The 18,020-nt window shown below is 73.1% G+C and carries 22 protein-coding genes; 17 read left to right on the top strand and 5 right to left on the bottom strand.

Annotated elements, in window-relative coordinates; all coding sequences use genetic code 11:
• Nucleotides 1–263 precede the first annotated feature (263 nt).
• The 3 genes from ASD10_RS07925 to ASD10_RS18740 all read left to right on the top strand — a co-directional run bounded on the left by ASD10_RS07925 (nt 264) and on the right by ASD10_RS18740 (nt 1,511).
• A complete protein-coding gene (locus ASD10_RS07925) occupies nt 264–857 on the top strand; it encodes a PadR family transcriptional regulator (RefSeq protein ID WP_056607073.1) in 594 nt (197 codons plus the stop codon).
• On the top strand, nt 854–1,267 hold the full coding sequence (gene arfB / locus ASD10_RS07920) for an alternative ribosome rescue aminoacyl-tRNA hydrolase ArfB (RefSeq protein ID WP_056607072.1): 414 nt from the start codon (nt 854–856) through the stop codon (nt 1,265–1,267). The genes ASD10_RS07925 and arfB overlap by 4 nt, the downstream gene beginning before the upstream one ends.
• Before the next feature lie 70 nt (nt 1,268–1,337).
• Nucleotides 1,338–1,511: a hypothetical protein gene (locus tag ASD10_RS18740; protein WP_157432497.1), complete on the top strand. Its 174-nt coding sequence runs from the start codon at nt 1,338–1,340 to the stop codon at nt 1,509–1,511.
• Nucleotides 1,512–1,524: 13 nt separating this feature from the next.
• On the opposite strand, the gene ASD10_RS07915 is transcribed toward ASD10_RS18740, so the two are convergent.
• Nucleotides 1,525–2,334, bottom strand: coding sequence for a hypothetical protein (locus ASD10_RS07915; protein WP_157432496.1), 810 nt, complete (start codon nt 2,332–2,334; stop codon nt 1,525–1,527).
• A gap of 113 nt (nt 2,335–2,447) precedes the next feature.
• Here ASD10_RS07915 and ASD10_RS07910 point away from each other — a divergent pair, with 113 nt between their 5' ends.
• From ASD10_RS07910 to ASD10_RS19495, 9 genes are all read left to right on the top strand, one after another.
• On the top strand, nt 2,448–2,900 hold the full coding sequence (locus ASD10_RS07910; protein ID WP_056607067.1) for a hypothetical protein: 453 nt from the start codon (nt 2,448–2,450) through the stop codon (nt 2,898–2,900).
• A 116-nt stretch (nt 2,901–3,016) separates the two neighbouring features.
• Nucleotides 3,017–3,925, top strand: a complete 909-nt coding sequence (locus tag ASD10_RS07905) for a diiron oxygenase (protein ID WP_056607064.1) — start codon at nt 3,017–3,019, stop codon at nt 3,923–3,925.
• Complete coding sequence (locus tag ASD10_RS07900; RefSeq protein WP_056607062.1) at nt 3,925–5,547, top strand: FAD-dependent oxidoreductase; 1,623 nt, start codon at nt 3,925–3,927, stop codon at nt 5,545–5,547. The genes ASD10_RS07905 and ASD10_RS07900 overlap by 1 nt, the downstream gene beginning before the upstream one ends.
• Before the next feature lie 20 nt (nt 5,548–5,567).
• Nucleotides 5,568–6,281 (top strand): histidine phosphatase family protein, encoded by a 714-nt coding sequence (locus ASD10_RS07895; RefSeq protein WP_056607058.1) that lies wholly within the window; start codon nt 5,568–5,570, stop codon nt 6,279–6,281.
• A 9-nt stretch (nt 6,282–6,290) separates the two neighbouring features.
• Nucleotides 6,291–6,857, top strand: coding sequence for a DUF3090 domain-containing protein (locus tag ASD10_RS07890; protein ID WP_056607055.1), 567 nt, complete (start codon nt 6,291–6,293; stop codon nt 6,855–6,857).
• On the top strand, nt 6,854–7,624 hold the full coding sequence (locus tag ASD10_RS07885) for an SCO1664 family protein (RefSeq protein ID WP_200938170.1): 771 nt from the start codon (nt 6,854–6,856) through the stop codon (nt 7,622–7,624). Before ASD10_RS07890 ends, ASD10_RS07885 begins: the two co-directional genes overlap by 4 nt.
• Nucleotides 7,609–8,445, top strand: a complete 837-nt coding sequence (locus ASD10_RS07880; RefSeq protein WP_200938168.1) for an NAD-dependent epimerase/dehydratase family protein — start codon at nt 7,609–7,611, stop codon at nt 8,443–8,445. The genes ASD10_RS07885 and ASD10_RS07880 overlap by 16 nt, the downstream gene beginning before the upstream one ends.
• A 110-nt stretch (nt 8,446–8,555) precedes the next feature.
• Nucleotides 8,556–9,635, top strand: coding sequence for an alkene reductase (locus ASD10_RS07875; protein WP_056607047.1), 1,080 nt, complete (start codon nt 8,556–8,558; stop codon nt 9,633–9,635).
• A gap of 57 nt (nt 9,636–9,692) precedes the next feature.
• On the top strand, nt 9,693–9,818 hold the full coding sequence (locus ASD10_RS19495; protein ID WP_255355124.1) for a hypothetical protein: 126 nt from the start codon (nt 9,693–9,695) through the stop codon (nt 9,816–9,818).
• 7 nt (nt 9,819–9,825) lie between these two features.
• Here ASD10_RS19495 and ASD10_RS07870 read toward each other — a convergent pair whose 3' ends face one another.
• On the bottom strand, nt 9,826–11,328 hold the full coding sequence (locus tag ASD10_RS07870) for an AarF/ABC1/UbiB kinase family protein (RefSeq protein ID WP_056607044.1): 1,503 nt from the start codon (nt 11,326–11,328) through the stop codon (nt 9,826–9,828).
• A gap of 255 nt (nt 11,329–11,583) precedes the next feature.
• Between ASD10_RS07870 and ASD10_RS07865 the strand changes: the two genes are divergently transcribed.
• Nucleotides 11,584–12,543, top strand: a complete 960-nt coding sequence (locus ASD10_RS07865) for a nitronate monooxygenase family protein (protein ID WP_056607040.1) — start codon at nt 11,584–11,586, stop codon at nt 12,541–12,543.
• A gap of 132 nt (nt 12,544–12,675) precedes the next feature.
• Nucleotides 12,676–12,954 (top strand): HU family DNA-binding protein, encoded by a 279-nt coding sequence (locus ASD10_RS07860; RefSeq protein ID WP_056607038.1) that lies wholly within the window; start codon nt 12,676–12,678, stop codon nt 12,952–12,954.
• Between the two features lie 64 nt (nt 12,955–13,018).
• Here the strand turns inward: ASD10_RS07860 and ASD10_RS07855 are convergent, their stop codons facing one another.
• From ASD10_RS07855 to ASD10_RS07845, 3 genes are read right to left on the bottom strand one after another with little or no spacing between them, the layout of a single operon-like run.
• Nucleotides 13,019–13,675, bottom strand: a complete 657-nt coding sequence (locus tag ASD10_RS07855) for an SDR family oxidoreductase (protein WP_056607035.1) — start codon at nt 13,673–13,675, stop codon at nt 13,019–13,021.
• Nucleotides 13,676–13,724: 49 nt separating this feature from the next.
• A complete protein-coding gene (locus ASD10_RS07850; RefSeq protein WP_056607033.1) occupies nt 13,725–14,525 on the bottom strand; it encodes a hypothetical protein in 801 nt (266 codons plus the stop codon).
• Between the two features lie 49 nt (nt 14,526–14,574).
• The gene (locus ASD10_RS07845) at nt 14,575–15,354 is read right to left on the bottom strand and encodes an IclR family transcriptional regulator (RefSeq protein WP_056610006.1); all 780 of its coding nucleotides are present in this window, start codon (nt 15,352–15,354) and stop codon (nt 14,575–14,577) included.
• Nucleotides 15,355–15,484: 130 nt separating this feature from the next.
• On the opposite strand from ASD10_RS07845, the gene ASD10_RS07840 reads away from it, so the two are divergent.
• The 3 genes from ASD10_RS07840 (at nt 15,485) to ASD10_RS07830 (ending at nt 17,997) form a co-directional block, all read left to right on the top strand.
• Nucleotides 15,485–16,192, top strand: a complete 708-nt coding sequence (locus tag ASD10_RS07840) for a CoA transferase subunit A (RefSeq protein ID WP_056607030.1) — start codon at nt 15,485–15,487, stop codon at nt 16,190–16,192.
• On the top strand, nt 16,189–16,824 hold the full coding sequence (locus ASD10_RS07835) for a CoA transferase subunit B (protein WP_056607028.1): 636 nt from the start codon (nt 16,189–16,191) through the stop codon (nt 16,822–16,824). Before ASD10_RS07840 ends, ASD10_RS07835 begins: the two co-directional genes overlap by 4 nt.
• 96 nt (nt 16,825–16,920) lie before the next feature.
• A complete protein-coding gene (locus ASD10_RS07830; protein WP_056607025.1) occupies nt 16,921–17,997 on the top strand; it encodes an SDR family oxidoreductase in 1,077 nt (358 codons plus the stop codon).
• The last annotated feature ends 23 nt before the right edge of the window (nt 17,998–18,020 follow it).

Raw genomic sequence — 18,020 nt, 5'->3', positions numbered from 1 at the left:
ACGGCGTGTCTGACCACGCCGCAGCACTCGAGGACGTGTTCGCACCAGTCGGCGAGCGGGTGGACGCCCGCCCGGGCCCGCGCGCGTCCGGCTCGGCGAGTGGTGCATTCACGGTCGCGAGTGGTGCGGAGCGGCCCGACACGCCGTCTCAGAACGTCCACACCGCAGCACTCGCGGAACCCGGGTTTGGTGTTGGGGTAGTTTCGATATATCGTATGAGTATCGACAGTGTGTCGATGATGGACAGAGAGTGGGTATTACCCATGCGAAGCAACGACTTCTCACAGACGCGCCGCCCGGCGGACCGCCGGCGCGGCAGGCACGACCACGACCTGGGCTTCGGCCCCGGCCCCGGCTTCGGCGGAGGCGGCCCCGGTCGCCCCCGCGGACGTCGACGCGGCGGACGCGGCGGCGACGTCCGCGCCGCGACCCTCCTGCTCCTCGCCGAGGAGCCGCAGCACGGCTACCAGCTGATCCAGGAGATCGCCGAGCGCAGCGACGGGACGTGGACCCCGAGCCCCGGCTCGATCTACCCCGTCCTCCAGCAGCTCGAGGACGAGGGGCTCCTCTCGTTCGAGCGGGTCGACGGACGCAAGACCGCGACCCTCACGCCCGAGGGCACGACGTACGTCGAGGAGCACCGCGACGAGCTCGGCACCCCGTGGGAGGCCGCCCAGGGCGACCGGAGCCGCGAGATGCACGAGTTCGCGCACAACCTGAAGGGCTTCATCAACGCCTGGAAGCAGGTCGCGCAGGCCGGCACGCCCGAGCAGCGCGTCAAGGCCAATGCGGTCGTCGACGACGCCCGCAAGGCGATGTACCTGATCCTGGCCGATGCGGAGTCCGGGCGACCATGACGCACGACCGACGCGTGTCGCTGCCCGACAGCGAGCTGGGCTGGCGCTTCTCCCGCTCGTCCGGGGCCGGGGGCCAGCACGTCAACACGACCGACACCCGCGTCGAGCTGATCTGGTCGCTCGACGACACCGCCGCGCTCTCCCCCGCCCAGAAGGAGCTCGCTGCGTCCCGGCTCGCCACCCGGCTGGTCGACGGGACGATCACGGTGGTGTCGTCGCAGTACCGCTCGCAGCACCGCAACCGCGAGGCGGCCCGCGTCCGGCTCGAGGAGCTGTTGACGCAGGCCGTCATCCCCCCGCGCCCGCGCCGGGCGACCAAGCCGACCCGCGGCTCGAAGGAGCGCCGGCTCGACGCCAAGAAGCGGCGCAGCTCGATCAAGCAGGGGCGCGGCGGCCAGGGCTGGGAGTAGCCGCCCCGGTGCCGGTGATTGGCGCCGGGGCGGACGGGTACCGCGACGCGACACCGACATCGGAGGAATCATGACCATCGCCCCGCCCGAGCCCGCCACCCCCGACGAGGACGCCCCCGGCACCGAGCGCCCCGAGGCCCCCGACCTGCCCGATCCCGCCTTCCCCGAGGTGCTGCCCGACGCCGAGCCGGGCACCGAGCCCGATCGCGAGCCCGCGACCCAGCCCGACCCGACGGACGCCTGAGGACTGGCCCCCCTCACACGAGGGGGGCCAGTCGCTCGCGGTGCCACGCGAGGTCGCCGGCCGTGCGGCCGTGCCCGCGAGAACCGCCCAGCGTCGACAACGTCACGACCGCGGCCACCGACACGTCGTGCTGACGCGCCAGTGGTCGCGTCGACCTCGACAGCGCCGACACGGCGGCCGCGTGCGTCGCGGCCCCGCACAGCTCGAGGTCGACCCGTTTCTGCCCGTCGTCCGCGCGCGCGATCGCCCGGGCCAGCCGCAGCACCGTCATCCGGTCGGCCAGCGCCGCCCTCGCCTCCGGACGATGGGCGAGCCGGGCCTCGGGCACCGCCACCTCGTCGAGGTGCACCGACGTCGACCCGCCCGCCCGGTGCACGACCCGGACGCCCGGGGCGTTCACGTCGACGAGCGCCACGACCTCGTTGTCGCCCTCGTCGACCGCGAGCACCACCAGCGCGCTCGCCCCGCCTGCCCACGGCACGTCGTCCGCGACACCCGACAGCAGCCAGGCCGGGCGCGATCGCTCGGCGCGCAGGGTCGGCCGTCCCTGCGTCGCCATGACGGGCACGACCGGGCCCTCGACGTCGACGGTCGGCAGCGCGTCGCCCACGACGGCGACGGCGAGGTCGGCCACCGACGGCAGGACGCACGGGGTGCCGGCGAGACCGCCGTCGACCACCAGCGACACCGTGTGCAGCCACGCGTGCAGGTCGATCATCGACGCCCGACGGGCAGGGTCGGCCCACGCCTGCGGCCACGCACGCGTCCAGGCGGCCCGCAGCGCACCCAGCCGTCCGACCGCTGCCTCGTCCTGGTCCGCCACGCCGTCACGGTAGCCAAGCGGCGCGTCCGTGACGTCGTCGGCAGCCTCTCGTTGGTCCGAGGGGCCGGTGAACGGCCCGGCCCACCCGTCGTCGTCCCGCGAGGAGCGCACCCGTGCGCATCAGCCGATTCCACCGCGTCGTCGCCGCGGTCGTCATGACCACCGTGGCGGTCTCGACCGTCGTTACCCTCACCCGCGACGGCGGCCCGGCGTCGTCCCCGACGAGCGCCGCCGCCGCGGCAGGCGCCGAGCCGTCGCCGCCGGTCACCGACCCTGCCCCTGCCCCCACGCCCGCACCCTCGTCGTCGCCCGGGCCCTCGCCGACCCGCTCGACCCCCAAGACGTCGGCTCCGGCCACGACCGCCCCGACGCGCCCGCCGACCGCCTCGGGCGGCGCCGCCGACCGGACGTCCGAGCGCACGGCCCCCCGTCCCCGCCCCGCCACCACCACGTCCGCGCCGGCCACCCCCGCCACCACCTCGGCCCCGGCGGAACCGTCCACGACGCCCGCCCCCACCGCCACGCCGACTGCGAAGAACCTGCTGGAGCGGCTGCTCGGGCAGTGACCGCACCGGCGTCGCCGTGGTGCTGCTCTCATTGGCTCGACAGATCACATACTCGCGGTACGCTATTGTTCATCGCCGATGTCACATACGTGATGTCACGTCTTCTGGAGGCCCCGATGACCGTCACCGCCGATGAGTTCCGCACCTCGATCGACCCCGACGACGAGCTCGCCCGTCTGCTCGTGTCGTCGCAGAAGCTGTCGTACGACCCGCAGACCGAGGTCGACTGGGACACCCCGCTCGACCCGACCCACCACGGCCTCAACCCCGAGTGGTCGACGCTGTACGGCACTCCGCTCTGGGACGAGATGACCGAGGAGCAGCGCATCACGCTGACCCGTCACGAGGTCGGCTCGATCATGAGCACCGGCATCTGGTTCGAGATGATCCTGCAGCAGATGCTGCTGCGCGAGCAGTACACCGCCGACGTCACGGGCTCGGAGTTCCAGTTCGCCCTCACCGAGATCGCCGACGAGTGCCGCCACTCGCTGATGTTCGCCCGCGCCTGCCAGGCCATGGGCGTCCCGCACTACACGCCCCACCGCGCCGTCGTCGAGATCGCCCGCGGCCTCAAGACCGTCGCGTCGAACGAGGTGGCCTACGGCTCGATCCTGGTCGCCGAGGAGATCCTCGACGTCATGCAGCGCGACTGGATGCGCGGCGAGAACGTGCTTCCGATCGTCCGCACGACGAGCAAGATCCACGTCGTCGAGGAGGCGCGGCACATGAAGTTCGCACGCCACGAGATCCGCCAGCACCTCGAGGGCGTCAGCGCGGTGCGCCGCCGCCAGAGCGCGTGGGTCATCGCGACCGCCGCGTACGTCATCGTCAAGAGCATGGTCAACCCCGCGGTCTACGAGGCGGCCGGCCTCGACCGCAAGCGCGCCGTGGCCGCCGCGAAGGCCAACGAGCACCACCACAACCTCATGCGCCTCAGCTGCGTGCACCTGATGGACTTCCTGTCCGAGGCCGGTCTGCTCACGCCCGCCGCGATGCGTCGCTACCGCGCCGCGCACATGCTCTGATGACGTACGTCGTCACGCAGGCGTGCTGCGCCGATGCGTCGTGCATGTCGGTGTGCCCCGTCAACTGCATCCACCCCGCGCCGGGCGAGCCCGACTTCGGGCACACCGAGATGGTCTACGTCGACCCGCGCAGCTGCATCGACTGCGGGGCGTGCGCCGACGCCTGCCCCGTCTCGGCGATCAAGCCGCTCGAGCTGCTGAGCGGTGACGAGCAGGTGTTCGGCGACATCAACGCCGCCTTCTACGACGATCGCGAGGCCGGTGTCGACTGGTCGCAGCCGTCGTTCCCGATCGTCGAGGAGCCGCGCGAGCGTCCCCTGCGGATCGCCGTCGTCGGCACGGGCCCGGCCGCGTCGTACACCGCCCGCGAGCTGCTGACGACGTCGTCGGCACACGTCTCGATGATCGACCGGCTGCCCGTCGCCGGCGGCCTGGTGCGATCGGGCGTCGCTCCCGACCACCCCGACACCAAGCGCCTGGCCGACATGTTCACGTGGACGTACGACCACCCCCGCACGCGCATGTACCTCAACGTCGACGTCGGCGGCGACGTCAGCCACGCCGACGTCCTGGCCCACCACGACGCCGTGGTCTACGCCGTCGGCGCGCGTCTCGACCGGGCCCTCGGCGTGCCGGGCGAGCACCTGCCCGGCGTGCACGGGTCGCCCGAGGTCGTCGGCTGGTACAACAGCCACACCGACGTCGACGCGTCGGCGATCGACGTCTCCACCGATCGCGTCGTGGTCGTGGGCAACGGCAACGTCGCCCTCGACGTGGCCCGCATCCTGCTCGGCGACGTCGAGGCCCTCGGTCGCACCGACATCGCCGACCACGCCCTCGACGCGCTGCGCTCGGCGCCCGTCCGCGAGGTCGTCGTGCTGGGTCGCCGCGGGCCCGAGCACGCGGCGTTCACGCGCCCCGAGCTGCTGATGATGCCGCGCGGCATCGACGTCGCGATCGAGGCCGACGGACAGGTCGCCGACGAGCTCGCGGCCGCCGCGCCCGGCTCCAAGGCGGCCTCGATGGCCGGCCTGCCGCTGGTGGACGTCGACTGGTCCGCACCCCCACCGCACGGTCGTCGCCTGGTGCTGGCGTTCCACCGCACGGTCGACGAGGTCGTCGGCGCCGAGCGGGTCGAGGGCGTCCGGCTGGGCCGCGTCGGCACCGATCGCACGGTCGACGTCCGCACCGGGCTCGTCGTCCGGTCGACCGGACACCGCGGCTCTCCCGTGGCCGGCATGCCCTTCGACGAGGCGACCGCGACGATCCCCCACACGTCGGGTCGTGTCGTCGACCCCGCCACCGGGCTCCCCGTCCCGGGCACCTACGTCGTGGGCTGGATCAAGCGCGGTGCGTCCGGCGGCATCGGCGCCAACCGCACCGACGCGCAGGAGACCGTCGCGACGCTGCTCGCCGACGCCCGCGCCCACCTCCTCCCGACACCTCCGCGCCCCCCGAGCCCCCGCGGCTTCGCGCGGCTGCTCCGCTCGCGCGGGCTCGACGTCGTCGGGCGCCGACGCATGAAGAGGATCGACGCCGACGAGCGCCGCCGTGGCGAGCAGGCCGGTCGCCCGCGGGTCAAGTTCGCGACGGTCGACGAGATGCTCGAGGGGCGCCGCTGAGCGACCCGTAGGCTCGGCGCATGGCCACAGTCATCCTGGTGCGGCACGGCCGCACCACCGCCAACGCCAGTGGCGTCCTCGCCGGTCGCACCGCGGGCGTCCGCCTCGACGAGGTCGGACGCTCGCAGGCCGACCGGACGGGCGACCGGCTCGCCGTCGCCCCGCTCGTCGGCCTCGTCACGAGCCCGCTCGAGCGCTGCCGGCAGACGTCGAAGGCGATCCTCGGCCGCCGGGACGGCGAGCAGGACGTGCCGATCACGGTCGAGCGAGGCATCACCGAGTGCGACTACGGCGAGTGGCAGGGGCGCAAGCTCGCCGAGCTGGCGAAGGAGGACCTCTGGAAGGTCGTGCAGACGCAGCCGTCGGCCGCGGCCTTCCCCGGGGGCGAGTCGCTGCAGGCGATGCAGGCCCGCGCGGTCGCGGCGATCCGCCGGCACGACGCGGCCTTCGAGGCCGAGCACGGGCCCGGCGCCGTGTGGGTCGCGGTCAGCCACGGCGACATCATCAAGTCGATCCTCGCCGACGCCCTCGGCATGCACCTCGACCTGTTCCAGCGCATCAGCGTCAACCCCGCCTCGGTCTCGATCGTCCGGTACGGCAGCAGCCGGCCCGACGTCGTCGCGACCAACACCGATGCCGGCGACCTGTCGTGGCTGCGCGCGAAGCCGCCCGCCGAGGACGCGCAGGTCGGCGGCGGCGCAGGCCATGAGGCGCCCTCCCCACCACGCTCCTAGGATGGACCCATGCCACCGATCGTCCACGGATTCGACTGGCCCGACCGCTTGGTCGTCGGCACCGTCGGCCAGCCCGGGGCACGCACGTTCTACCTGCAGGCCCAGCAGGGATCACGTCTCGTCAGCGTCGCGCTCGAGAAGGAGCAGGCCGTCGCGCTGTCCGAGCGCATCGAGGAGGTGCTCGACGAGCTGATGGGCGAGGAGGGCAACCCGTACAGCGTCCCCGCGCTGACACCGGAGGGCCTCGCCGACGACGACCCGCTCGCCCAGCCCGTCGAGGAGCAGTTCCGGGCCGGCGCGATGAGCCTCGGCTGGGACCCGCAGACCCTGCAGATCGTGATCGACGCGTACCCCATCATCGTGGTCGACGCCGACGAGCTCGAGGCCGCGCAGGAGATCGAGATCGAGATCGAGCCCGACGAGGTGCTGCGCGTCCGCATCCCCGTCGGCACCGCCCGGGCCTTCGCCAAGCGCACCCGCGACGTCGCCGGAGCCGGTCGCCCGCTCTGCCCGCTGTGCGGGGTGCCGATGGACGGCGTCGACCACGTGTGCGAGCTGCCCGAAGGGTTCCGGTGACGGTCGGGGCCGATCTCGCCGACGGCGACATCGAGCTCGAGGGACGCGTCATGCCGGCCTCGAACGCGACGTTCGTCGGCACGATCGGCGACGTCCGGGTCGTCTACAAGCCCGTCGCCGGCGAGCAGCCGCTGTGGGACTTCCCCGACGGCAACCTCGCCCGTCGCGAGGCGGCCGCCTACCTGGTGTCCGAGGCATTCGGCTGGGACGTCGTGCCGCGCACGTGGCTGCGCGACGGGCCCATGGGCGTCGGCATGGTGCAGCTGTGGCAGGACGTCGACCCCGCCCAGGACGCCGTCGACCTCGTCGCGTCGTCCGCCGTGCCCGACGAGGGCTGGCGCCACGTGTTCGACGGCTACGACGGGCAGGACCGGCCGGTGTCGCTGATCCACGAGGACTCCCCCGAGCTGCGCCGCATGGCCGTGTTCGACGTCGTCACGAACAACGCCGACCGCAAGGGCGGCCACGTCCTCGAGATGGTCGGGGGCCACCGCTACGGCATCGACCACGGCCTGACGTTCCACGCCGAGCACAAGCTGCGCACCGTGCTGTGGGGCTGGGTCGGCGAGAACCTCGACGCCGACGAGCTCGCGGGCGTCGAGCGCGTGCGGGTCGCCCTGACCGGCGACCTCGGCGCCTCGCTCGGCGAGCTGCTGACCGCCGTCGAGCTCGGCGCCTTCGCGGCACGGTGCGACCGCCTGCTCGACGCGTGCCGCTTCCCCCGCCCGCGCGGCGAGATGCCCGCCATCCCGTGGCCGCCGTTCTGATGGCCGCCGACACGCTGCTCGTGGGCTGCGGCGAGCTGGGCGCCGACATCGGACTTCGCCTCGCCGCGCGCGGTCACGAGGTCGTCGCGATCCGGCGCCGCGCCGAGCTCGTGCCCGCACCCCTGCGAGGACTGTCGGCCGACCTGACGCGTGAGCTGCCCGACCTCCCGCCGCTCGACCTGACGCACCTGGTCGTCGCCCTGACCGCCCGTCCGCGCAGCGAGGAGTCGTACCGCGCGACGTACGTCGACGGCATGGCCCGCGCCCTCGACGCCCTCGAGGCCGCGGGTCAGGTACCGCGGCGCGCCGTGCTGGTGTCGTCGACCGCGGTGCTCGGTGACAGCGACCCCGGTGCCCTGCTCGACGAGTCGAGCCCGTGCCGTCCGACCGACGGGCCCGGACGCATGCTGCTCGAGGCCGAGCAGCTGTTCGCCGCCCGCGTGCCCGGCGGTACCGTGCTGCGCCTCTCGGGCCTGTACGGCCACGGCGAGCCGCGCCTGGTCGACCAGGTGCGCCGCGGCGAGGTCACCGATCCGCACCGCTGGACCAACCGCATCCACCGCGACGACGCCGCCGCCGCGGCCGTGCACCTGCTGACCCGCGACGACGCCCCCGCACCGCTGTACCTCGGGACCGACGACGAGCCGTCGCTGCTCGGCGACGTCGCCGCCTTCGTGGCCGGTCGCATCGACGCGCCGGCTCCCCCGCCCGCCGATCCCGCCCTCGGGCACGGCAAGCGGCTCGACAACGGGTTGCTGCGGGCGTCCGGCTGGGTGCCGACGTACCCGACCTACCGCGAGGGCTACGGTGCGCAACTCTGATCGCTGTCTGGTTCGCCACACGGGCGGACGGGAATCACCGCGCGCGCAGGCCGTTGACCTGAGTGGCCCCGATCCACCGATCGCGCCTCCCCCACCTTCAGGAGTAGTACATGACCGACGTGTTCGAGCCGATCAAGGTCGGCAGCTGGGATCTTCCGCAGCGCTTCGTGATGGCGCCCCTCACCCGCAACCGCGCGGGCGAGCAGCAGGTGCCGCGCGACATCGCCGTCACCTACTACGGCCAGCGCGCGGGCGCCGGCCTCATCGTCACCGAGGGCACGCAGCCCAGCGCCGTCGGTCAGGGCTACCTCGACACCCCCGGCATCCACTCGCCCGAGCAGGTCGAGGGCTGGCGTGCCGTCGCCGACGAGGTGCACGCCAACGGCGGACGCATCGTCGTCCAGCTGATGCACGTCGGCCGCATCGCCCACCCCGACAACAAGCACGGCCTCGAGACCGTCGCCCCCAGCGCGATCCCCGCCCCCGGGAAGATGATCACCGCCGACGGCCAGCACGACCACGTCGTGCCCCGCGCCCTCGAGACCGACGAGATCGCCGGCATCGTCGAGGAGTTCGTGCACGCCTCGCGCAGCGCCGTCGAGGCCGGGCTGGACGGCGTCGAGCTGCACGCCGCCAACGGCTACCTGCTGCACCAGTTCCTCGCGCCGTCGTCGAACGAGCGCACCGACCAGTACGGCGGATCGCCCGAGAACCGCGTGCGCCTGGTGCTCGAGATCGCCGCCGCCGTGACCGAGGCGATCGGCCCCGACCGCGTCGGCATCCGCATCTCGCCGGCCCACAACATCCAGGGCGTGCTCGAGGAGGACGCCGCCGACGTCGCCGAGACGTACGGTCTGCTCGTCGACGGCCTCGCCCCGCTCGGCCTGGCGTACCTGAGCATCCTCGCCGACACGACGACGGACCTGTACGCCGATCTGCGCACCCGCTTCGGCGGCACCGTCATCGCCAACACCGGCTTCGCGAGCATGACGACGCTCGACGAGGTCAAGGACATCGTCGACGGCGGTCGGGCCGACCTCGTCGCCGTGGGTCGCGAGTACATCGCGAACCCCGACCTCGCGATCCGCTGGCGCACCGGCGCCGAGCTGAACGAGCCGAACTCCGACACGTTCTACGGCGGGGGCGCCGAGGGCTACACCGACTACCCGACGCTCGACGCGTCGAAGTAGCGCGCACGACCGTGGGCGCGGCCGCTTGGCGCCGCGCCCACGGGGTACCACCGACCCATGAAGCTCTCACGCGGGGTCGTCGCCATCGGGATCGCCAAGAAGGTCTACACCGAGGCGCGCAAGCCCGAGAACCAGGCCCGCATCAAGTCGGCCGTCGAGAAGGCGCGCTCGCGGAAGCGCTGAGCCTGCGTCAGGCCACCGCGACGCCGGAGCCGGGATCGGCCAGCAGGTCGAGCAGGATGTCCTGGACGACCGCGAGCACGTCCGCCTCGGGCGCGACGCTGGCCGCGAAGCCCGCCAGGTAGAGCAGGTTCTTGAAGAACAGCACGAGGTCCTTGGGCATCCTGAAGCCGTTGCGGGCCAGCACCTGCAGCAGCCGGCCCAGCGTGATGCCGAGCTGGTCGAACGTGACCTCCCCGCGAGAGCGGGTGCTCAACAGGTCGAGCTCGGCCTGCAGCTCGTCGACGAGGGTCTCGACGTCCGCGTCGCGCTCGATCGCGCCGAACGATCGCATCGCCTCGATCTGCCCGCGCGCGTCGTCGCCCGCCCACGCGGCGAGGTACTGCACGAGCCCGGCCCGCTGCGCCGCCGTCAGTCGCCCCGCGATGCCGAAGTCGACGAGCGAGAACGTGCCGCGCGCCGGATCGACCAGCACGTTGCCGGCGTGCAGGTCGCCGTGGAACACGCCGTGCTTGAGCGTGGCCTCGACGACGCCCCGGATGCCGGTGCGCAGCAGCTCGTCGCCGTCCAGGCCCGCCGTGGGGTCGAGGCGGGTGTAGGCGACGCCGGGCAGCAGCTCCATCACGAGCACCTCCTCGGTGACCATGCCGGGGATCGGCCGCGGGGCCACCATGTGGTCGGCGCCCATCGCCTCGAGCACGGCGCTGGAGTCGACCAGGTTGGCCGCCTCGAGCCGGAAGTCGAGCTCCTCGAGCGCCAGCTGCGCGAACAGCTCGACGAACCCGGTCAGGTTGGCGGACCGCGCTCCGGCGTTGACCTTCTCGGCCGCCGCGGCAGCGAGTGCCAGCGTCTCGATGTCGGTGCGGAACCGTCGCCGCAGCCCGGGGCGCAGCACCTTGACGACGACCTCGGTGCCGTCGGTCAGTCGCCCCCGGTGCACCTGCCCGATCGAGCCGGCGGCCAGCGGTTCGTCGTCGAGCCACTCGAGACGGTCGCGCTCGGGGCCGAGCCCGCGCGCGATGACGTCGTGCGCGACGCCCGCGTCGAGCGCCGGCGCCTCGTCGCGGCACCAGGCGAAGGCCTCGACCCACTCGTCGGGCACGAGACCGTCGCCCGTCGCGATGAACTGGCCGAGCTTGACGTAGGCCGGGCCGCTGGCGCGGACGAGACGCTGGACGCGGGCCAGCGTGCCGGCGTCGGCCCGCGGCGGCTCGACCCGGACCCCCACGGCCGCCGACGCCGCGGCCAGCAGCTGGAACGGCGCGGCCGGTGCCGCGACGCTGACGATGCGCCAGCCCGTCGTGGCCAGCGAGGCGATCGTGTCGGGCCACACCCGCGGCGTCGACAGCCGCCGCGCCTCGCGGGCGACGACGGCGCGCTGGTCGACGGCGTCGTGGTGCCAACGAAGCGCCTGCTCGGTGAGCCCGGGGATCTCCGCCAGCCGCGCAGAGCCGCGGATCAGCAGGTCGACGCGCGGGAGGGGCGGGACGGTGCGCTCGGCATCATGGCTCATACCGCGAGAATCTCACATACTTGGAGTATGTACGACCCCTGACGGCGTGCGTCCCGTCACCCGCCGCCCTGCTCGTCCCGCACGGAGCGGGCGGTCGGTCCACGAGGGTCGCGCCTCCGGACGGTCGCCGCCCCCTCGTCGGACCTGTCCGCGGGGCGCCCGCGTATGCAACGAGTTGCACCGCGTCGGCACGGTTGCTACGTTCGCCCCGACGCATCGACGACGAGCGCACCGACGACCACCGGAGGCACCACCGTGGCACTGCCCGACATCCTGACCCAGCCCCTGACCCTGCCCGTCGTGGCGTCGCCGATGTTCATCGCGTCGGGCCCCGAGCTCGTCATCGCGCAGTGCAAGGCCGGCATCATCGGCTCGTTCCCGGCGCTCAACGCGCGCCCGGCCTCCGAGCTCACGACGTGGCTGACCCGCATCGAGACCGAGCTGGCGCAGCACACCGCCGAGCACCCCGACCGCCCCGCGGCCCCGTTCGCGGTCAACCAGATCGTGCACCGGTCGAACGACCGCCTCGAGGCCGACATGGCCGTCGTCGTCGAGCACCGGGTGCCGATCGTCATCACGTCGCTGGGCGCCCGCACCGACATCAACGACGCCGTGCACTCCTACGGCGGCATCGTGCTGCACGACGTCATCAACGACCGCTTCGCCCGCAAGGCCGTCGAGAAGGGCGCCGACGGCCTGATCGCCGTCGCGACCGGCGCGGGCGGACACGCCGGCACGCAGTCGCCCTTCGCGCTGGTGCGCGAGATCCGCACCTGGTTCGACGGCCCCCTGCTGCTCTCGGGCGCCATCGCGCACGGCAGCTCGATCCTCGCGGCGCAGGCCGCCGGCGCCGACCTCGCCTACGTCGGCTCGGCGTTCCTGGCCACGTCCGAGGCCAACAACCAGCCCGAGTACAAGCAGATGATCGCCGGCAGCACGGCGTCCGACATCGTCTACAGCAACCTGTTCACGGGCGTGCACGGCAACTACCTGCGCGGCAGCATCGAGGCCGCCGGGCTCGATCCGGACGACCTGCCGGTCTCCGACCCCAGCGCGATGGACTTCGGCACGGGCGGCTCCGACGCCAAGGCCTGGAAGGACATCTGGGGCGCCGGCCAGGGCATCGGTGCGATCTCGGACGTCGTGCCGGTCGCCGAGCTCGTCGAGGCCCTCGCGACGCAGTACCAGCAGGCGCGCACGCGCCTGAGCCTCTGACGTCCCCCACGGGCACGAAATCGGCGAGTCGCGCCGCAAAACGCCCGCCATGGCGCGAGTTCGTCACCCATTGACGCTAGTGTCGGAGCGGTGCCTGTCAGGCACGACCACGATCTACCCTCAGGAGAAGCTGTGAACAAGAACGAGCTCATCGCCCACGTCGCCGACAAGACCGGCTCGTCCAAGGCCGACGCGGGCACCGCCCTCGACGCCGTGCTCGACGGAATCGCCGACCAGCTCGCCGCCGGCAACCAGGTCGTCCTCTCCGGCTTCGGCACGTTCGAGACGCGCGAGCGCGCCGCCCGCACCGGCCGCAACCCGCAGACCGGCGAGTCGATCGACATCGCCGCCTCGACCTCGGCCGCCTTCAAGCCCGCCGCTGCCCTGAAGCGCAAGGTCGCCGGCAGCTGATCGACGCCACACCACGCGAAGGGCGGCACCCCACCGGGGGTGCCGCCCTTCGCGCGTCCGGACCTCAGCCGTCGTACGGCACCTCGGTGCGCCACGACGCCGGATCCTGCTCCGAGGCGGCGACGATCGCGGCGGCGACACGGTCCGGCGTGAACGCGCCGTCGCGCGACAGCACCCCACGCACCGTCACCGAGACCGCACGGATGCCGTCGCCGGCCAGTCGCGCGTCGAGGCTGTGCACGAGGTTGCGCACGCCCGCCTTCTGCACGCCGAGCGACGCGGCTCCGGACGGCGGCTCGTCGGCGGCCATGCTGCCGGTCACCGTGATGCGCGCCCCGTCGCCCATGAACGGGCGGGCGGCCTGCACGGCCGTCAGCAGGGCCCCCACGCCCACCGCGACGTCGGCCAGCAGCTCGTCGGCCGTCAGCTGCAGGGGATCGTGCGGGCGGTATGCGCTGGGGTTGAAGTGCAGCACGTCGACCCGGCCGAAGGCCTCGGCCAGCCGGGTCACGGCGCCGACGGCGGCCCGACGGTCGGTGACGTCGGCGATCTCGACGCGGACCTTCTGCGGGTCTGACGAGATGCCATCGGCGAGCCGGCGCACGGCGTCCTCGTCGGCCCCCAGCAGCCCGACGCGGTGGCCGCGCTCCGCGAACCGTCGGGCGACCGATCCGCTGACCCCCGGGCCCGCTGCGACGACGATGACGACCGGTGAGTCCATGGCACGAGGGTAGGCGCATCCTGCCGCCACGACCACGGCCCGGCTGGCGTCAGGCGGTCGACGGTGCGCTGCGGCGACGGCCCGTCAGGCGCACCGCTGCGAGCGTGCCCACGATCAGCACCGCGGCGACGACCGCTCCGATCACGACCTCGTCGGTGCCGTCGCTGCGGCCCGTGACGGCAATGCCCACCATGGCCCACGTGCCGGCGACGGCGTAGGCGACGTTGCCGCGCGTGGCGGCCAGCACCGCCAGCAGCGTGACGACGGCGACCGCGACGACGACCAGCTGCCACCCCACGACGTCGGCCTCGACGACGTCGGCGTCGACCAGCGCGGTCGACACGTTCAGGAAGAACGCCGCCGTGACCCAGCCCGCGTAGAGGCCGACCGACGCGCGTGTCAGGACGGCGAGCCAGTGCGGCGCGATCGCGTCGCGGCTGACCGTCAGCACGGCGTCGACGCCGGCGACGACCATGACCAGCAGGGCCGCGGCGGTCGCGGCGCTGCTGTCGAGCCCGGCGAGGGCGATCCAGACCGCACCGCCGACGTACAGCACCACCAGGTCGACCTGCAGACGACGCGAGACCGTGTCGGTGCGCGTGACGAGCACCGACACCGCCTGCACGATCGCGAGGGTGTAGATGACGCCCCAGATCGAGAACGCCCAGCCGACCGGGGTGATCAGCAGGTCCGGACCCGAACCGCTGCCGGGCGAGCTGCCCGGCCCGTTGATCGTCACGAGGGGGGCGACCACCTCGAGCACCGCGGCGGCGAGCACCGCCCAGGCCAGCCCGCGTCCGCCGGCGGCCATCCGCCTCGTCCCTGCCGTCGTGCCGTGCATCGTCGTCATGGGCTCGGTGTACCCCGACGCCCGACGTCGAAAAGCGCCCGGCGGCACATCACACCGGGCTGGAGCGCAGCAGCTGGGTCAGCTGGTGCGCCCGGTCGAGCAGCAGCCGGCCGAGCTCGACCCGCCGGTCGTCGCGGAACCGCGACTCGACCCCCGTGAGCGACAGCGCCCACGCCGGCGAGCCCGACCGGTCGAAGACCGCTGCCCCCATCCCCCAGCTCCCCTCGACCACGAGCCCCGGATTGGTCGCGAAGCCCGCCGTCCGCGTCTCGTGCACGCGATCCGTCAGCGCCTCGACCGCGTGGGCGTCCCCCCAAGCGGGGGCGAGGTCGGCTCCGGCGCCGGCCAGGAACGCCTGCAGCTCGCGCTCCGGCAGGTGAGCGAGGATCGCCAGTCCGGCCGAGGCGACCCCCAGGGGGAACCGGATGCCCTCGCGCAGCACGTGCGAGCGCAGCGGGAAGCTGCCGTCCTCGCTCAGCAGGCACACCGTCTCGTCGCCGCGTCGAGCCGACAGGAACGCGCTCTCGCCGGTCTCGGCGGCGAGCTCGTGGACGACCGCGCGAGCGTGGTGGCTGATGTCGTAGCGCGACGCGGCGGACGTCCCCAGCAGGTACAGCTCGGGGCCCAGGTGCCACAGGCCGGTGCGGGGGTCGCGATCGACCAGGCCCTCGCGGGCCAGCGACGTCAGCAGGCGGTGCGCCGTCGGACGGGCCATCACCACCTCGCGCGCCGCGTCGGTCGTCGAGACGCCGCCCGGCTCGTGCGTGCCGACCCCCCTGAGCAGCGCGCCGACGCGCGCGACGACCTCGATGCCCTGTCCCCTCGACATGTCCGCCACGCCTGCATCGTACGTCCACTCAGCGGACGCGCATCGGCGATCCGTCCACGCTCGGAGCATCTCGCACGCACGCGCCGGGCTGCCATTGACGGCCGGAGCGCCTGCTGGCAGCGTTCGTCCAATGAACGAGATCAACGACGTCGTCCGCGACGGCATGACGATCGCGGTGGGTGGGTTCGGCCTCAGTGGGATCCCGTCCGACCTGATCGAGGCCGTGCGCGACTCCGGCGTGACGGGCCTGACGATCGTGTCGAACAACATGGGCGTGGACGGCAAGGGCCTCGGGCTGCTGCTCGAGAACCGGCAGGTCACCAAGGTCGTCGCGTCGTACGTCGGGGAGAACAAGCTCTTCGCCCGCCAGTACCTCGACGGCGTCCTCGACGTCGAGTTCACCCCTCAAGGCACGCTCGCCGAGCGTCTGCGGGCCGGTGGCGCGGGCATCCCGGCGTTCTACACCCGCACCGGCGTGGGCACCGCGGTCGCCGAGGGCAAGCCCACCGCGGAGTTCGACGGCATGACGTACGTGCAGGAGCGGGGCATCGTCGCCGACCTGGCCCTGGTGCACGCCCACACCGGCGACGCGCACGGCAACCTGCGCTACCGGCTCGCGGCCCGCAACTTCAACCCCGTCGTCGCGACGTGCGGACGCATCACGATCGCGGAGGTCGAGCACCTGGTCGACGCCGTCGACCCCGAGCTCGTCCACACGCCGGGCGTGTACGTCACCCACGTCGTCCGGGCGTCCGACCGCGTCAAGGACATCGAGCAGCGCACGACGCGACCCCGCCCCGACGGCACCACCGCGCCACGAGAAGGAGCCTCCGCATGAGCTGGACCCGCGACGAGATGGCCGCGATCGCGGCCCGCGAGCTGTCCGACGGCGACTACGTCAACCTCGGCATCGGCATCCCGACCCTGGTCGCCAACCACGTCCCCGCGGGCATCCGGGTCACGCTGCAGTCCGAGAACGGCATCCTCGGCATGGGGCCCTTCCCCTACGAGGGCGACGAGGACGCCGACCTGATCAACGCCGGCAAGCAGACCGTCACGGTCAACCCGGGCGCGAGCTTCTTCGACTCCGCCGAGTCGTTCGCGATGATCCGCGGCGGCAAGATCGACCTCGCGGTCCTCGGCGCGCTGCAGGTCGGCGCCAACGGCGACCTGGCCAATTGGGCCGTGCCGGGCGCCCTCGTCAAGGGCATGGGCGGTGCGATGGACCTCGTCGCCGGCACCCGGCGCATCGTCGTGCTGACCGACCACACCGCGAAGGACGGCAGCCCCAAGATCGTCGAGCACTGCACGCTCCCGCTCACCGGGCTCGGCGTCGTCGACCGCATCATCACCGACCGCGCCGTCCTCGACGTGACGCCCGACGGCCTCGTGCTCGTCGACGTCGCACCGGGCGACGACGTCGAGTCGGTCCGCGCCGCCACCGGCGCCCCCTTCACGACGCGCGGCTGAGCGCTCCGGGGAGACGTCGGACACGGGTTCGGCTTCGGGGGCGGGGGTACGGTCGCGAGTGCCTGTCTTCCCCTCCCCGTCTCGCGAAGGACCTCCATGACCTCCTCCCCCACGCCCGGACGCGCCCTCGTCGTCGGTGCCACCGGCATCATCGGCCAGGCGCTCAGCACGCAGCTCGTCGACGCCGGCTGGACGACGTTCGGCCTGTCGCGCAGCGGCGGGGGCATCGACGGGGTGACGCCGGTCGCGGCCGACCTGTCCGACCCCGAGGCGCTGCGGACGGCGCTCGACGGCGTGGCGCCCGAGCTCGTGGCGATCACGGCGTGGACGCGCCAGGAGACCGAGGCCGAGAACATCGCCGTCAACGGCGCCGCGGTCCGCAACGTGCTGGCCGCCCTCGAACCGGCCGGCAGCGTGCGGCACGTCGCGCTCATGACGGGCCTCAAGCACTACCTGGGCCCGTTCGAGGCGTACGGCACGGGCGACATGCCCGACACCCCGTTCCGCGAGGAAGAGCCGCGGCTCGACCACCCCAATTTCTACTACGCGCAGGAGGACGAGCTGTTCGACTCGGCCCGGCGCTCCGGGCACACGTGGAGCGTGCACCGCTCGCACACGGTCTTCGGCTTCGCGACCGGCAACGCCATGAACATGGTGCTGACGATCGCGGCGTACGCCACGATCTGCCGCGAGCTCGACCAGCCGTTCGTGTTCCCCGGCTCCGAGCTGCAGTGGAACGGCGTCACGGACGTCACCGACGCCGACCTGCTCGCCGAGCAGATCATCTGGGCGGCCAGCCACGAGGCGGGCCACGACGAGGCGTTCAACATCGCCAACGGGGACGTCTTCCGCTGGCGGTCGCTGTGGCCGCGGATCGCCGAGCACTTCGGCGTCCGGTGGGAGGGCTTCGACGGCGCTCCCCGACCCCTCGAGCAGGCCATGGCCGACTCGGCCCCGGTGTGGCGGCGCATCGCCGAGCAGCACGATCTCGTCGAGCCCGACATCGACCGGCTCGCGTCGTGGTGGCACACCGACGGCGACCTCGGCCGCACCGTCGAGAGCCTGACCGACATGAACAAGAGCCGCTCGGCCGGGTTCCTCGGCTTCCGCGACTCACGCGAGAGCTTCTTCCACCACGTCGAACGGTACCGGGCGGCCCACATCATCCCGTGACGGAAACTGCCGTGAGGCAGTCT

The sequence above is a fragment of the Aeromicrobium sp. Root472D3 genome (assembly GCF_001426485.1).
Taxonomy (GTDB): domain Bacteria; phylum Actinomycetota; class Actinomycetes; order Propionibacteriales; family Nocardioidaceae; genus Aeromicrobium.
Note: the sequence above shows the minus strand (reverse complement) of the source record. Positions and strands in the feature narration are given on the sequence as shown.

What these genes read in the sequence shown, in the direction of transcription:
- ASD10_RS07925 (WP_056607073.1), top strand. Translation starts at nt 264, where the DNA reads ATGCGAAGCAACGACTTCTCACAGACGCGCCGCCCGGCGGACCGCCGG.
- arfB (WP_056607072.1), top strand. Translation starts at nt 854, where the DNA reads ATGACGCACGACCGACGCGTGTCGCTGCCCGACAGCGAGCTGGGCTGG.
- ASD10_RS18740 (WP_157432497.1), top strand. Translation starts at nt 1,338, where the DNA reads ATGACCATCGCCCCGCCCGAGCCCGCCACCCCCGACGAGGACGCCCCC.
- ASD10_RS07905 (WP_056607064.1), top strand. Translation starts at nt 3,017, where the DNA reads ATGACCGTCACCGCCGATGAGTTCCGCACCTCGATCGACCCCGACGAC.
- ASD10_RS07900 (WP_056607062.1), top strand. Translation starts at nt 3,925, where the DNA reads ATGACGTACGTCGTCACGCAGGCGTGCTGCGCCGATGCGTCGTGCATG.
- ASD10_RS07895 (WP_056607058.1), top strand. Translation starts at nt 5,568, where the DNA reads ATGGCCACAGTCATCCTGGTGCGGCACGGCCGCACCACCGCCAACGCC.
- ASD10_RS07890 (WP_056607055.1), top strand. Translation starts at nt 6,291, where the DNA reads ATGCCACCGATCGTCCACGGATTCGACTGGCCCGACCGCTTGGTCGTC.
- ASD10_RS07875 (WP_056607047.1), top strand. Translation starts at nt 8,556, where the DNA reads ATGACCGACGTGTTCGAGCCGATCAAGGTCGGCAGCTGGGATCTTCCG.
- ASD10_RS19495 (WP_255355124.1), top strand. Translation starts at nt 9,693, where the DNA reads ATGAAGCTCTCACGCGGGGTCGTCGCCATCGGGATCGCCAAGAAGGTC.
- ASD10_RS07870 (WP_056607044.1), bottom strand. Translation starts at nt 11,328, where the DNA reads ATGAGCCATGATGCCGAGCGCACCGTCCCGCCCCTCCCGCGCGTCGAC.
- ASD10_RS07855 (WP_056607035.1), bottom strand. Translation starts at nt 13,675, where the DNA reads ATGGACTCACCGGTCGTCATCGTCGTCGCAGCGGGCCCGGGGGTCAGC.
- ASD10_RS07850 (WP_056607033.1), bottom strand. Translation starts at nt 14,525, where the DNA reads ATGACGACGATGCACGGCACGACGGCAGGGACGAGGCGGATGGCCGCC.
- ASD10_RS07845 (WP_056610006.1), bottom strand. Translation starts at nt 15,354, where the DNA reads ATGTCGAGGGGACAGGGCATCGAGGTCGTCGCGCGCGTCGGCGCGCTG.
- ASD10_RS07840 (WP_056607030.1), top strand. Translation starts at nt 15,485, where the DNA reads ATGAACGAGATCAACGACGTCGTCCGCGACGGCATGACGATCGCGGTG.
- ASD10_RS07835 (WP_056607028.1), top strand. Translation starts at nt 16,189, where the DNA reads ATGAGCTGGACCCGCGACGAGATGGCCGCGATCGCGGCCCGCGAGCTG.
- ASD10_RS07830 (WP_056607025.1), top strand. Translation starts at nt 16,921, where the DNA reads ATGACCTCCTCCCCCACGCCCGGACGCGCCCTCGTCGTCGGTGCCACC.